Source organism: Fibrobacter sp. UWB3, assembly GCF_002210405.1.
Classification (GTDB): Bacteria; Fibrobacterota; Fibrobacteria; order Fibrobacterales; family Fibrobacteraceae; genus Fibrobacter.
In genome coordinates this window covers 144,062-159,087 of sequence record NZ_MWQJ01000005.1, presented here as the reverse complement: position 1 = coordinate 159,087, position 15,026 = coordinate 144,062, and the positions used below count along the sequence as shown (strand labels likewise).

Below are 15,026 nucleotides of genomic sequence, written 5' to 3'. Positions count from 1 at the left end.
TAGTTTTAAGAAAAATCTCTCGTCTCTCGTCCCTCGTCTCTCGTCTAAAAAAGCTATATTTGGGACGCGAACTTTAAAGGAGCTATAATGCTTAAATCTACATTGCAACAGACCGATCCGGAAATCTATAACATCATCCAGAAGGAAGCCGAACGCCAGGAATATGGTATCGAACTTATCGCTTCTGAAAACTACACTTCCAAGGCTGTGATGGAAGCCATGGGTTCTGTTCTCACGAACAAGTACAGTGAAGGTTACGTTGGCAAGCGCTACTACGGTGGTAACGAAGTTATCGACGAAATGGAAGCTCTCGCTATCGATCGTTGCAAGAAGCTCTTTGGTTGCGACCATGTGAACATCCAGCCGCTTTCCGGTTCTCCGGCTAACGCTGCTGTCTACTTCGCCGTTCTCAAACCGGGTGACAAGGTCCTCGGCCTCAAGCTCGACCACGGTGGACACCTTTCTCACGGCCATCCGGTGAACTTCTCCGGTATGCTTTACAACTTCGTGCAGTACGAAGTCGATAAGGAAACGGGTCGCATCGATATGGACAAGGTCCGCGAAATTGCTCTCCGCGAAAAGCCGAAGATGATCCTCGCTGGTTTCTCTGCTTACAGCCGTAACCTCGACTGGAAGCGCTTCAAGGAAATTGCAGACGAAGTTGGCGCTCTCACGATGGCTGACATTTCTCACATTGCTGGCCTCATCGCCGGTAAGGCAATCGAATCTCCGGTGCCGTACTTCGACATCGTGACGACCACGACCCACAAGACTCTCCGTGGCCCGCGTTCCGCTATCATCATGTGCAAGGACCGCACGATCCAGAAGATGGTGAAGGGCGAACTCAAGGAAGTTTCTTTGGCCAAGGAAATCGACAAGGGCGTGTTCCCGGGCATGCAGGGTGGTCCGCATGACCACATCAACGCCGGTAAGGCCGTTGCATTCCTCGAAGCTCTGCAACCGGAATTCCAGACCTACGCCAAGAACGTCATCAAGAACGCTCAGGCTATGTCCGATGAAATGCAGAAGCTCGGTTACAGGGTTATTAGTGGCGGTACCGACAACCACCTCATCGTTGTCGATATGACTTCTCAGGGTGTTTCCGGTAAGGAAGCCGAAGTGGCCATGGAAAAGGTCGGCATCTCCTGCAGCCGTTCTACGATTCCGTTCGATCCGCGCAAGCCGATGGACCCGTCCGGTGTCCGTCTCGGTACTGCTGCTATCACGACTCGTGGCTTCGACGAAGAAGACACTCGCGAAGTGGCCCGCATTATCGACCGCGCTATCAAGGCTAAGGACGACGATGCTGCTCTCGCCAAGATCCGCGAAGAAATCGTGGCTCTCTGCAAGAAGCACCCGCTTTATAAGTAGGACAAATGCGTTGGTTGAGTGTCGCGGCCAAACTTGTTTGGACATGACCGAGACCAGCATTTAACGCCGTTGGCGTTCGTGGCTGCGGTTATGCCATATCTGAATACAAGTATTCAGTTGCGTCATAACCTTGCACACTATTGGTACTTGAACGAAGTGAATGTACAAGTAGAATTAAAAGGCGACCCGTTAAAAACGGGCCGCTTTTTGCATTTGTGTCATACGGAAGCTTTACTCACGACTGTCATTCTGGAGCCACGCAGTGGCGATAGAATCCAAACAAGTGTTGTCTGTAGAGGACACTTTGCAAAGCTCGCCCTTTTTTTGTGTGATTTTGTACGCTTCCCGTTTTAGATTTATCCCCAAAAAAGGTGTCGGGATGTTGAAAAAATATGTGTTAGGGCTGTTTCTAGGCATTACGGCTGCTTTTGCAAGCGGCCAACAAAAAACAATTGCTTTCTTTACTCCGTGGTCGAATACGAATGCTGTCCTTTATATGGGCGGCGATTCTGTAGCCACCATGACTTCGCTTGAAAATTACTGCGGGTGGTTCAAGGCTACGGTAGATGCCCCTGAAAGCGATTTCAAGGTTTACTTTAAACAGACCGTCGGATTTAATTATGTCGGCGCCGAAGGCTTGGTCTCGACGGAACCGACTATGGCGACTGGAATTGCGCTTGATTCTGTGGTGGCCCTTTCGGATACGATTTGGGTTCAAGGCTACAAGACGGATGTGCCCGCGCTATTTTCGAAATATCCTGGCGTTCTTGGCGATTGCCCGCTAAAGAAAATTCCTGTGACTGTTTACGACTGGCTTCATGGAACTAAGGGCGATGGAGACGGTAGCGGTAAAAATGGCGACCCGGCAAACGGTGTGAGCGCTGATTTTGGGTCGGGTGGATGCTCTGGCAAATCGAAGGCTGTGACGGGCATGGTCGAATACAATCTCGGTCCAAACGGCGTTCCTGTTCGTGCAAATCCGTTCCCGGAAAACTGCAAGATTACGGATCATTTGGATAGCTGGTTCTTGCCACAGGTTATCGGCATGGATACTGCGGGTAACGAGTACACCAATATGACTTGCCGCGACCTTTATGTTTCTTTGGACGATGATGGATTTTGGCTTGCAGAAGTGTCGAAAGACCGCATATCGGAAGGCAACGAAAAGAATTCAGATGGCATGTTCCTACTGGATGATTTTGAATATCTCGATGATGCAAAGACCGTTCCGAATCCTTATTTTGACCAACTTAAGGGAACAAAAATCGGCAAGCATAATTTTGGCTATACTGCAAAAATTCAGGCGACCTTTGAATATGTTCCAGGGCAGTATTTTGATTTTTATGGAGACGATGACGTTTGGGTGTTTATTGATAATCGATTGGCTGTAGATATCGGTGGCCAGCACGCCCAAGTGGCGGGTGCCGTGGATCTCGATACGATTGGTCAAAATACTGGGAACAAGCTTGTTCCTGGAAAGACTTATGATTTCCACATCTTTTACGTTGAACGCCATACGGGTTCCTCGAATTTCCGCATGCGCACCTCCATTGACTTGCATGTGGATGCGTCGATTTTCTTGACGTCTGATAATCGCGATGAAGGAAAGCGTTTTGAAATTTGGCAAATCAATAAGAAAAATAAGCTGTCTTGCAATTACGATGCAAATTCAACGGAACTGGATACGATTGGAGGCGTCTCTACGTTTACGCTCACCGGCGGAAATCTTGCAGAACCTGAAATTCTTGATGTCGGAACGCATTACGAAGGCATCGTAATTACAAGCGATTCGACATTCTACATTGACTCGGCGGCGATTGTGTCGAATGTTGCCCTTGCTCCTGGTCATTACTTCTTGGAAATTACGTTGAAGGCAGATCCCAGCCAAAAGACTAAAGTTGAAATTACGGTTCCCTCTTATGCGGTGCCAAGCGTTGCTTTTATGAAGACGGATTGGACTATTCTCGGAAAAAATGTTTCTGGCGATACGGCGCAAATTGGCGAATGGGCGTATGCGACCTATCAAGTGAATATTGCCTTCTTTGAAGAATGGGCGAAGGTCAACAATTACAATCGAAAGATAAATCTATCATTCTCCGATGTGAATATTGATATTTTGGATACTGTGGACGGAAATAAAATCAATGCTGTGAATTTGGATGCAAATGGAAAAGCAACATTCTTTGTCCGTGCTAATGCGCCTGTGTCGGGCGTGACGCTTACGGCGAAGGGTGCTGCTGCAGGTGTGTCCGTGTGGACGGACCTTGTGTTTGCGGCTCCGCCTGTTCCCCGTGTGTCAAATGCCATTGCGATTGACCGAAACGGTGATGGTCGTGCCGATAGTTTGTATGTGCATTTTGATAAATCTCTCAAGCAAAAGAGCAAACTCGATTCTATCCAGTTTACTTTTGGGGAATCGTTTAATACGACCTCCAAGTTTACGATTGTCAATGAAAATGATATTGTAATTACGGCTGAAAACTTGACTCCGCAAAATTGCTCTGGGGATGTGTGCGGCTTTGGAAGCAAGGTTTTTACAGGGGGCATCTCGGACGTTTATGTCGGAAGTTTAAACAATTGGTTTACCTATGAAGACAAAGGAAAGACTGGTCGCTTCTATATGGAAAATGAACCCATTGCTGATGGGGTCGGGCCTGTTATTCTTACGGCTGTAAAATCAAAAAATAATAGTGGAAATGTAATGCTCTTGCTTACTTTCAGCGAAACCGTGTCCGATGAATCCAAAAAGAATTTTGTACAAATGTTCGATTTTCTCTGTGTACGTTCAGGAGAAAATCGTACTCCTGAAAATCCGATGCTGCAAGGAGGGGCTGATAAAACCATGTTGCTCATTTACGGGGCGACTGCAAAAGATGCGGTGCTCCCGACTGGTGGTGATCGCGTTCGTTTTACCGTTGATGGAATTGTTACAGACCTTGCACAAAATAAGGCCCATAAAGAGAACCCTTGGGTTGTCATAGCCGGGGATCAGGAACTTTCTCTTGAAAGTCCCAATGTGGTACTGATTGGCGAAGATCCTTATGATATCATCAAGAAGGATTCCGTTACACAGGCTCTGCTTATTCCTAACACAGCGCAGAATGCTCAGGAAATAGGGGATTCTCTTGGCGTTCAGGGAAGTCTTGTCGATTTCGATGTCTCGAAAATTATGATTGAACAGACTCAGACTGCAGTGAATCATCTTGATGCGTTTATTGAATCTCGAATTGATAATACGGTCCACTACGACACCACCGTTACAAGCATCAGCGAAGAAGAAGCTCTTGTGCAACTTTTTAACGACATCCGTACCGTAGTTGTGGATACGTCTTACGGGTTTAGCGAAGAGACGGTCAACGGGATTTTAGACGGAGCTATAAACGAGGGTAATTATAAATTAATAGTTCGACCGGAAGACCAGGCACTTATCGCGACGATGGTCGAAGCGAATGTTGATGCGAGCCGCGATACCACCATTGCGATAGATGAAATTTTATCTGTAACGCAGGCAGACTTGTTCGATGCAATTCGACAAGGAAAAATGGATAGAGAACTTTTGCAAGCCGGTGTAAGCCAAGAACTGATTGATGCCATAAAAAATGGCGATGTAAATGAATTCAATATCGGTGAATATCGCAGTGGCGAAAGAACTGTAATTTCGGGTGATGATGTTGAACTTTATTACCATACGCGGTATTTCAGTCACTTGGGAGAATTTGTTGGAGATTATTCCAGTTCAATTAAATGTTCGGATCGTGATTTATATGGAGAAGAAGGTTGCTTAAAAAACAAGGGAAGAATTTTCCTAGCTTGGAATATGCGCTCTAATAATGGCCGTTTAGTGGGCACCGGAGTTTATATCGAACGCCTTGAAATCAAGGTTATCGTGAACGGGAAAAAAAATATACACCAGGTTCGGGATAAATTGATGGGCGTACGCCGTAAAGGTGGCGCGTTGTCTCATAAAAATAGTCTTTGAAATTGAAACATATACAACACCCACAGACTCCAAATGCGCAGACTCGAAAGAGCCTGCGTTTTGCAATTCAGGGTGCTTTTAGCATTTTGTCAATGTTTTTTGTAACGTAGTTTGTTCTCTTTACCTTAAAAGAGGGTATTTTCATGCATAGAAAAATGTATGGGAGATATGTATGGAATGTTTAAAATTATCCTTTGCTGCGCTTTCTTTGGCCGCTGTTTCGGCTTTTGCGGGCCCCATCACAACGGTTCCTTGGAACGGTCATCCGGGTGCAGCCACTTTCACGTTTGACGATGGTCTCCATTCCCAAACGAACAACCTGACCTTCCTGGACAATATGCCGGATGTGACGGTGACATTCTTTGTTTGTACCAACACGATGGGCTTTGGTAGCAATACGCAACCTCATTTGAATTATGCAAAGAAGGGGCATGAGATTGGGAACCATACGGCGACTCATAAGAACTTGACGCAGAGCGCCGACTTGAATTCGGAAATTAGTGGCGCGGCCTCGAAACTGCGTGGTATGGGCTTGGAAGCGACATCTTTGGCGACTCCGTATTGCGCGCAGAATCAGACAGTCAAGAATGCGATTAACAAGGAACATTTCATTAGCCGCGGGTGCGGCGGTTCTGGCCTTACGGGCTGGGATACGGAACCTGATTGGATGCAGATTGATTCCCACTATTGGCAACAGAATGGAAGTACGGTGTCGGCATTCAAGAGCAGTGCGGACCAGGCGGCAAGCCAGAGCAAGTGGCACGTGCAACTGAACCATGGCGTAGGTGCTGACTGGGACGTGATTTCTGCCGCCGACATCAAGACGCTTATTGAGTACGCGGTCAGCAAGAAGTTGTGGGTGGCGAGCTTCTCGACGGTGGGGGCGTATTTGCGTGCTCACTTCACCATTGACAAGGCGGCCGCAACGAACACCGCAAACGGGTTTACGGTCAAGTGGACATCTCCGCATGCGCATATGCCAAAGAGCGTGCCGCTTCGCGTAAAGATTCAGGGCGCACAAGGCAAAACTGTAAGCCAGAAGGGTAAAGAGGTCAAGCCGAATTCCGACGGTACTTACACAATCGAATTCATGGCGCTTGAACTTGAAGTTTCTGGCGAACCGATTGAAGTCAAACCGTTCAAGGGCGCAATTGAAATTCCGGGAACTCTTGAAGCCGAAAATTATGATACCTACGCTTACAGCGATGCCGATGGCAAGAACGATGAAACAGGCTATCGTAGCGATGATGCTGGCATTGTCAAGGGTGGCTCTGGTTATGCGCTCGGCTACACGAGTGCTGAGGATTATTTCGAATACACGCTCGATGTGAAAAAGGCGGGTAAGTACAAAGTAGTTATCAATGGAGCCACTGGCAATTCTACAGCGTCTTCCGTGACTGTTTCTGTAGGCGATAAAAAGGTTGAAACAGAAATCCCGTCTAAAGGCGATTGGGTCACGTATTCCGAAGTGGAAGCGGGCGAGTTGGAACTTGCTGCGGGCAAGCAGACGCTCCGCCTTACAATCAATACAAACTATATAAATGTCGACTGGATCAAGTTTGTGGATGAATCTGCGCAATCTTCAAGTTCTGTTCCTCAGTCCTCAAGTTCTGCGAATCCGGCGGTTTCTAGCTCGTCAGCTCTCGCGCGGTCCAGCTCTTCGGCAACAAATGCGATTATACAGAAAATTGCGTTTGAACATGGCGTAGCGATGGTGCGTTGCCTGGTGTTCGATTTGAACGGTCAACTGATTAAGTCCGCGAATGTGATGGCGGGTTCCGTAAGCGAAGCCTGGAATCTCGTGAAGACTGGACTCCGAAAAGGCGCTTACATCATGCGTTATGGCGAAGCGGGTCAAGGCTCGCATGTCGTGAAAGTTCGTTTGCAATAGCCAAAGACTATTAACTAACAACCAATAACTAATAACTAATAACTAATAACCAATGATAAATAGCTCTCGCTCCCGAGGGCTTTTGACGCCTATGGCGTCCGCCGCTACGCTCGGTCATATCGACAAACAAGTTTGCCGCTGCGACACTCGCTTGTGGGCTTTTTTATTACAAATCTTTCGTCTTTAGTCTCTAAAAAACTATCTTTGTATTATAAACACGAGGTTTTATGCAGTCCTGGACCGAAATCAAGAATATTGAAAACCCCACAGAAGAACAGCAGCTTGAAGCGATTAAGCTGAACTGGTATGCCATCAGTCTTATCCAGAACCCGACTGAAACAGTGCAAAAGGCTGCATTTGAAAAAAATGAGCAGGCCATTCTTTACGTGAAGTGCGGTCCGTGCGAAGCTTTGAAGCAGGCGCTTAACGCTATGGACGAGGCTAAGTTCCTCGCCGCATTTAAGGCTGAACCGAACTTGCTCAAGTTTATCACGAATCCCGCTCTTCTCAAGGTTGCTGTGTCGCAGGACTGGCGCATCGTCCGTAAGATCGATGGAGCCTCCGATGAACTTTGGGCCGAGGCCGTTCGTCAGAGCGCGGACGCTTTGAAATTTGTACACAATGCTGGCGAAAAAGTGCTCGTCGCTGCTGTGGAACGTGACTGGAAGTACATTCAGGAAATCGAAGTCCCGACGGCGGCTGTCGTTGTTGCTGCGGTCAAGCAGGACTACCATGCGTTTGAATACGTGAGCATCCGCCGCCGTACTGAACCGGTGCAGCTCGCCGCTGTCCGCACGGACTGGCGTTGCATCCAGTACTTGCAGCGTGCTAGTGAGAAGGTGCAGATGGAAGCGGTCAAGGCTTCTAAGGATGCCCTCAAGCTGATCAAGAATCCGGCTCCTGCTGTCAAGGAATTCTGCGCGTGATTGAGCTTGATTCGGTAACATTCCGTTATCCGAAATCCACGGCAGATGCTCTGTCTAATATTTCTCTCAATATCCCGCAAGGGAGCTTCTTTGCGCTGATTGGTCCGAATGGTGCCGGCAAGACAACTTTGTTGCGCTTGCTTTGCGGGCGCTTGGGCGCTTTCAAGGGCTCCGTCAAAATCGATGAGTCTTTGCGCAATTTTGCGGGATTTCTGAATGCCGAAAAGTACGGTGTGCTTCTCGAAAATCCGGGCGTTTATCCGAAACTTTCCATCAAGGAATACCTCCAGTATTTTACAGGCTTTTATGGCTTTGGCGCAGAGGATTGGCGCGAAAATGGAGCCATGCTGGAACGTTGCAAGACCTTTGCCGAACGCCTGAAATTGCCGCCTCTCGATAAGCGCTTGGAAACGCTCTCGCTTGGGAACCGCCAAAAGGTACAGATTGTCCGTGCGCTTTTGCATAGCCCAAAGCTTTTGATTCTCGACGAGCCTGTTGCAAATCTCGACCCGATTTCAAGAGATACGGTCTGGCAATTGCTCGACGAATGGCGCAAAGAAGAAAACGGAACGGCTATCGTCTGTTCTCATGTGCTTGCTGAAATGGACCAGTGGGCAACGGATTACGCTATTATCGACGGCGGTCGCGTCTTGAAAAGTGGGCGAGTTGCCGATGTCGGAGCCGATACCACTTCGTTTAAGATAAATGTAGCTGGCGCGACTCTAGAACAAATCCGTGCTGCTCTTGCCGCCGCCGGAATCTCCGCCGACGTTAATCTTGAACACACAAGCCTTTCAAAGCTTTATCGTTCAATTATTCAGTAAATTCCTAATTGGCGGTCTTCTACCAGCTGCTGCGCTGCCACTTTAGAATGCCTGCGATAAGTCGAAGGCGAAACGTCCCCATTTAAATTTGGTGGAGTTCCTCTTGCTTTCATCCAGGCTTGTAAGCCCAGTAAGAATGGCGTAGTCCAGACGGAACGTGAGGAATTGCCAATGATAGCGGATGCCAAGACCAAGGCTTCCTTCCTGAGCGTCTTTATAGGTGTCATCCTTCGAATCGACAACTTTTGCCCAATCGAAAAATTGAACAATCTGCCAAGCTCTCAAAGATTTCCATGGCAATGTCCAACGCAATTCCTCGTTTATGCGATAATACATTGGCGTGAGTGCCGTATTGATGATTTCTTGAGTTACTTCTTTAGTTTCTTTCGTTCCGTCTTTTTTCTTCGTGGTGACTTCGGTTGTCGATTCTGAAGTGTAACTGGCGTAAATGCTGCGGAAACGGTAGCCGCGTACAGAACGGGAACCACCTTGGTAAAATACGCGGGCGTCATCTTCGATAGCTGTGTTGAAAAATCTGCCGATGCTTCCGCTTAATGCCCCGTATAGCGTCCAGAAAAGTGGCATGTACAGGTTGACCGTTGCTTCACCATAAGTGTAGATGTGTCCGTCTTCGTAGTCTTTCTTTCCGCTAAAGTTTGTGCCAAGGCCCGCTGTCGGGAAAACGCGAATACCTTTTGTCGGGTTGAAGTAATCGTTGGTGTAGTCGAACGTCAAGCCGATTTCGCCTTTGAGCTTGAAAAGTTTATCTTCATTTTTGTTCACGTATCGCGTATCTATAGTACCACGGAATCGAATGTTATTCGTGATGCCGAATGTCAAGTCGCCGCGGTTGATGATTTCGTAACGCTCTTCGACACTGTCCGGGTAAGCAGGCGGGTTGATTTTTTCGTGGTTGAAAGAAAGTCGGTCTACAAAACGGATAGCGGTCGGAATGAACGTGAACGCCGTTCCGAACAAAAGCGGGTTCGCGTACCCGAGCGTGATTTCTTGCTTATGCTGTGCAATCTGGACGCTTGTCGAAAATTCGTTGAACTTTCCAAAGAAGTTCTTGTGATCGGCGTAGGCCATAGCGCCAAATCCGTAGATTTCTTCGAAGAAAAATCCGTAACGAGCTTCGCCAGGCACGCGTTCAATCACATCGAGATGAACGTCCGAAAGTCCGTCTTCACGAAGTGAATCGTTCAACTTGACCTGCGTAAACAATTGCGTAGAATAGAGCTTGCTCTTGAAGTTGAAATACTGGTTACCGTCAATGATTTCGTTTTTAGGAATTCGCCAAAGTGAAGAAAGCCACGATGTATCTGTAAGCCCTTGCTCGGGAGTTTGCTTTCTTTCGTTCTTGTTGATGACGCGCTGGGTCGTTGTGATGATGTTACCCATCAAGACTTTGGGACCTGGGTTCACATTGATGATGACGTTAATTTGTTTTGCTGTTGTATCGACATGTTCTTCGGAAGAAATGTAAACGTGCAAGTTGCCTTGTTTGCGGTAGGCCTTCTGGATTTCTTGCAAGTCTTCGGAAATATCTTCCTGATTGTAATACCTGTGCTTTGTAATCTTTAGCGATGCCAAATTTATAGGGATGGGCTCGTCGCCAGCCGAAATGATTTTGGCGTCGTTGAATCTATAGCAATCACCTTCGCTTACACTAATGGCATAGTTGCGCTGAATGTTCCCGTTCGAAAGCGGTTCACGATGGATTTCCAATTTTAAGTCGAGACTGAAATACCCGCGGGAAAAGTAAAGAGCCTTGATGTTTTCCGAAGAAAGACGCATCAAGAAGTCTTGCTTGATGGTATCGAGTTGCCCGAATTCATCGGGAATGTCGAGCTGCTCGTTTAGTTGGAACTTCGAGAAAATCTTGTTGCCTTCGATGGAAACGGACCATGGACTCTTATCATCGTTATCCGCAAATGCAATCGACGAAAAAAACAATAATGCACAAATCAATAAAATCATTTTGCTTTCTCCGTGGACGTTGTATCGCTAGAATTTTTTTGACCAAACTTATTAAAAGTCGTGGAGTCGACGATTGACGGATCGTTCGGTTGGCGCATCGCTCTTGGCGGGCGGACCGTTTCGCAGTGGCCGATACCTAAGATACAGGGGTTCCAGAACTTGTAGGTGTAGTTGATACCGATGTTCTTTTCGACACGGCTTTCGTTGTTCGTTTCTGTACCCGAGTTAGAAGTGTATTGCTTTGAAATCAGAAGTCCGTTCAATGATAACGTTGGCGAGAAGTGGTTTTTGTGCGAGTATTCTTTGTCTTGGAATACAGGGAGCGTGTAAGTCGCGCCAAATTGCAATGCCTGTTCGTAAACCGGGTCGATACTCTGGTCTTGTGTGTAACCGAAAATCAAGCTCAAGTTCTTGACCCAGCGATCCAGGGAAATCGGAACCTTGACGTACGAAGAGTCCTTGTCGTTGCCGGAGTTGTCGAACAACATCACCTTCATGTCGATATCGCCAATGTAGTCGCCGCCCAATGTCTTGTTTGCGGTAGAAGAAATAACTTTACCGATGGCCTTGCCGGCGAGCTTGTTCCAGTCGGCAGAAACGCCATCCTCTGTAGCGATACATCCAAGGAATATGTTGCGATACGTATCAGCTGCGGTTGATTCTGTTCCGCAGTTGGAACTCGGCATCGGTTGCGGGTTTGTAATGGTTCCCTGAATATCAAAGTTGATCGGGCAGGTCTCTTTGTCCTTGTCCTCTTGTTCTGTACAGTAGGGGAGTTCCTGCGTACTTGAAACATCGATAATGCCTTGCTGCCAAGGTACGTCGTTCCAAGAAATGTTGAAGCTGCTGAGTTCAAATTCGTAAATGTCTTTGACGCCGATGAATCCGTTGTCTGCGTTGGTCACGTCGCCGCGCAAGATGGGTCTTGTCGTTGTGCCGAGCACCCAGATGTCGAGCGTGAGCGGGAATGAGGCAAAAGGCGTGATGATTTCGACGGAGTCGCTTTGGGAATCGCTGATGTGGAACGTCAAGTCAATTGGGCTTGATACAGAAATCTTCGCTTCGGTCTTTTCTTTGTTGCGGAGGTTTGCAATGGCATTGTTAAAGAGCGATAGCAGCTTGTCGAGGGAACTTGGAGTGATTTCAATGTCCAGATCCTTTCTATAGACCAACTTATCTATAATGAAGTTGCCGTTGACGCTCTTGTTCTTAATCTGTCTGTCCTGCGTATGCGGAATATTGAGCGTGATGTCGCTCTTTCCTCTAAGATTTGCGGTACCGAACGTTTCATCGTTAAATTTGTACTGGACCAAAGGAATGTTTGCAACGAGAGACATCTGGTCTTCGGAATCTTCCAAGTGGCTTGTGACGTTTTTGACAGTGACGGTGTGGTTGTCCGTTTCAAGAGTGTAGCTGTCGGTGCTGATGTCGAGAGCTTCAAGCCTCATCGTCTTCACGTCGTAAAGCAATGCGGCGAGAATCAGGTCTCCACGATCGTTCTGCGTCGAAATCTCGTTGATGGCAAGCAAGCCGTCTTTGAGGTCGCCGCGCACGCGGAGCGGGAAGTCCATGGGGAGTGTTCCATAGCGGACGATGGTGGAATCGGACCACAGCTTTGCTGAAATTCCAGCCAATCCTTCGCGGAGTTTTGCCTGGACGTCGATTCTCATGTCGGTCTTGTCGATTTCGGCGCGCGTTTCCGGGATAAGCCAGGTTCCACCAAGTTCGATCGATCCCAGGAAGTCGAGGTCGTTGTTGATTGTACCGTGGCCTTGGATGAAGCCGCTGTTCGGGCTTATATAGGTGAGCTCAACTTTCCTGTTGTCTTCGAAAATATCATCTACGACAATGTTGGTGTTGCCTGTCCAGACACCGTTCAAAATATCGAAGTTGGTGAGCAGTTCAATTTTGTTCTTCTTAGCTGAAACATTCAATAGCTTGAGGTTTAAGAGCTCTGGCGGAATATTTGTAAAGCTCAGGTCTTTGAATTCGATATTTCCGAGCAAGCCAGATTCTTCGTCGAAAGAAATTTCACCGTTGAAGCTACCCGAGGCAAGCGTTGTGTCGCCAAGCGGTTCCAAAAGAATCGGCAAGTTGAAGTCTTGTGCCGATGCCCAGGAATGCAGAACCTGGATGGGGAGCATGGCTGTGGGCTTGAAGTCTGGATTCGAATCGTTCGGCAATACGAACGTTGCTTCCATGGCGACCTTGTTGCTGTTGTGCATAAAGACTGCCGTATCGATAAATACGGTGTCGCCAGCCTCTCTAATCTTGGTGTGCCCGTGGAGAATGAACGGCTCCACATTACCGTCGATGTCAAGCTCCGCGGAGCCAACTCGAGAATCAAGATTGTAATCGATTGTGCCTGTAACGGTTCCCTTGAGCTTGTCGTTGAGCTCGATGTCCGAGAACGGGATCGTGGAAATTTCGGCGTGGTCTGCTTGAGCCCAGACGAGGAGCGAGTCGCCAACGTGAACAACCGTTTCGGCAGAACCGCCATTCTTTTGCTTCAGTTTCCAGGAGGTGTGGAGAGTCGGTTCGTGATAGTCGACATCACCCGTAATTGCAAATTCCTCGTTGGGGGTGAAAAGCGTGATTTTTGGGAAATCGATGAATCCTCGGCCAAGGTCAAGCACTAGCTGCAAACGGAGCGAGTCTGCCTTGAAATGATACGCGTTGATGATGGAATCAATTTTTACGTAGGCGCGCAACTTGTTGTTCTGGAACGAGCCGATGATTTTGGGGTTCTTTCCGATTTCGACGTTTCCCTTGACCCAGTCCAGAGCCCAAGGTTCCATGGCCGAGAGATTTGCGGCGAAGAATACTTTAAGGCTGTCCTCGGTTTTGACGTGAGCCTTGATGACGGAACCTTCGCGGGTTTCGATGGAGGCGTCGATGACATCCCCGGTTTTGGTAATCGACTGGATGTCCATGTCCATGGGCATCATCTGCGGGCCATACATGGCACTCATGTAGGCAATTTCACCAGAGAAGTCGAAATCCAGCTTGTCGTTGATAACACCGTCGAGGTTGATGTGGCCGCCCTCGTTGTTGCGGAACACGGACTCGATGTTCGTCTGCTTCGGAGAGCCGTTGACCTTGATCGTTGCGTCGAGAGGCAGGAATGGCCAAACTTCTCCGATGTGCGTTTTAAGGGTGAAATTGTACTGGAGCGTCTTTTTGGTGAGCGATGTCGAAACGCTGCCGTTCAGGTTCAGGTTGCTGATTCCCGGAATGGATTTCGAAAGCTTCATGGGGACCCAGCTGAGAGGATCTTTGACGCTGACGTTTGTCGAGGCTTTTAGCTGGGTGAGGTCGTTTTTGGGGGCCGAGGCGTTCAGTGCAATATTGTCGTTTTTGGTCTTGATGGCGCCGTTGACGACGAGGTTTTTCTCTGAGAAGTCTACATCGAGTTGCAAGGACGTGGGTTCCTTGACGAAACTGCCCTTGATGCTATCGGCGGCGAACGTGATATTCTTTTGGCTGTTGTTTTTTAGGAGGATGTTCTGTGCTTGCCAGCCCATGTCGCCCATGGTGAAGTCCAGTTTTTTCAGCGTGAACTTTACAGGGAACGGCACTCTGATCTTATCGGGGAATTCGATGGCTTCTAGCGCTTTTGTGGTGTCCTTGCCCGAAGACTTGGTCGTTGTGTCCGGAACGAAGTTTGCAGAGACCTCGCCTACGTCGAGGTCAATCCCCCTGTTTTCTCCGAGTATCGTCACATCTAGATGCGGGCCACGAATCATGTATGTGGATTGCCCTTGTTCGACCTTGATGGAATCGTAAAAATGGTCCAAGAGGTTGTTTTGGCTATGACCGTAAGGCGTGATTGTGACATTGCCAAACGTGTGCGGAGTTGAAAGAAGCTCTTCTATGGCAAAATGAACATACCAGACGCCTAGTGCGACGGCGCCCACGACAGTCGTTATAACAACGGCTTTTACAGCGAATATTGATAGAATACTCTTCAAGTGCCCCTAATATAGATAATGTTCTCTTTTGATAAATGGTTGCTTATGTGGAACTTATGGCATGAAAGTATATGCAATATGGAT

At 48.0% G+C, this 15,026-nt stretch carries 7 protein-coding genes; 5 read left to right on the top strand and 2 right to left on the bottom strand.

Annotation, left to right across the window (positions count from 1 at the left end; all coding sequences use genetic code 11):
* Positions 1–87: 87 nt before the first annotated feature.
* From glyA to B7991_RS07720, 5 genes are all read left to right on the top strand, one after another.
* A complete protein-coding gene (gene glyA / locus B7991_RS07740) occupies positions 88–1,371 on the top strand; it encodes a serine hydroxymethyltransferase (RefSeq protein ID WP_088630309.1) in 1,284 nt (427 codons plus the stop codon).
* A gap of 379 nt (positions 1,372–1,750) precedes the next feature.
* Complete coding sequence (locus B7991_RS07735) at positions 1,751–5,350, top strand: fibro-slime domain-containing protein (RefSeq protein WP_088630308.1); 3,600 nt, start codon at positions 1,751–1,753, stop codon at positions 5,348–5,350.
* Between the two features lie 172 nt (positions 5,351–5,522).
* Positions 5,523–7,241 carry a carbohydrate-binding protein gene (locus B7991_RS07730; protein WP_088630307.1) on the top strand — a complete coding sequence of 573 codons (1,719 nt, stop codon included), beginning with the start codon at positions 5,523–5,525 and terminating at the stop codon, positions 7,239–7,241.
* Between the two features lie 227 nt (positions 7,242–7,468).
* Positions 7,469–8,167 (top strand): hypothetical protein, encoded by a 699-nt coding sequence (locus B7991_RS07725; protein WP_085490715.1) that lies wholly within the window; start codon positions 7,469–7,471, stop codon positions 8,165–8,167.
* Entirely contained in the window at positions 8,164–8,991 is an 828-nt protein-coding gene (locus tag B7991_RS07720) for an ABC transporter ATP-binding protein (protein ID WP_088630306.1), read from the top strand. Before B7991_RS07725 ends, B7991_RS07720 begins: the two co-directional genes overlap by 4 nt.
* Positions 8,992–9,033: 42 nt before the next feature.
* Here the strand turns inward: B7991_RS07720 and B7991_RS07715 are convergent, their stop codons facing one another.
* Together B7991_RS07715 and B7991_RS07710 are read right to left on the bottom strand one after the other, a co-directional pair.
* The gene (locus tag B7991_RS07715) at positions 9,034–10,971 is read right to left on the bottom strand and encodes a BamA/TamA family outer membrane protein (protein ID WP_088630305.1); all 1,938 of its coding nucleotides are present in this window, start codon (positions 10,969–10,971) and stop codon (positions 9,034–9,036) included.
* Complete coding sequence (locus B7991_RS07710; protein WP_088630304.1) at positions 10,968–14,942, bottom strand: hypothetical protein; 3,975 nt, start codon at positions 14,940–14,942, stop codon at positions 10,968–10,970. The genes B7991_RS07715 and B7991_RS07710 overlap by 4 nt, the downstream gene beginning before the upstream one ends.
* Between the last annotated feature and the right edge of the window lie 84 nt (positions 14,943–15,026).

What these genes read in the sequence shown, in the direction of transcription:
- B7991_RS07735 (WP_088630308.1), top strand. Translation starts at nt 1,751, where the DNA reads ATGTTGAAAAAATATGTGTTAGGGCTGTTTCTAGGCATTACGGCTGCT.
- B7991_RS07730 (WP_088630307.1), top strand. Translation starts at nt 5,523, where the DNA reads ATGGAATGTTTAAAATTATCCTTTGCTGCGCTTTCTTTGGCCGCTGTT.
- B7991_RS07725 (WP_085490715.1), top strand. Translation starts at nt 7,469, where the DNA reads ATGCAGTCCTGGACCGAAATCAAGAATATTGAAAACCCCACAGAAGAA.
- B7991_RS07715 (WP_088630305.1), bottom strand. Translation starts at nt 10,971, where the DNA reads ATGATTTTATTGATTTGTGCATTATTGTTTTTTTCGTCGATTGCATTT.
- glyA (WP_088630309.1), top strand. Translation starts at nt 88, where the DNA reads ATGCTTAAATCTACATTGCAACAGACCGATCCGGAAATCTATAACATC.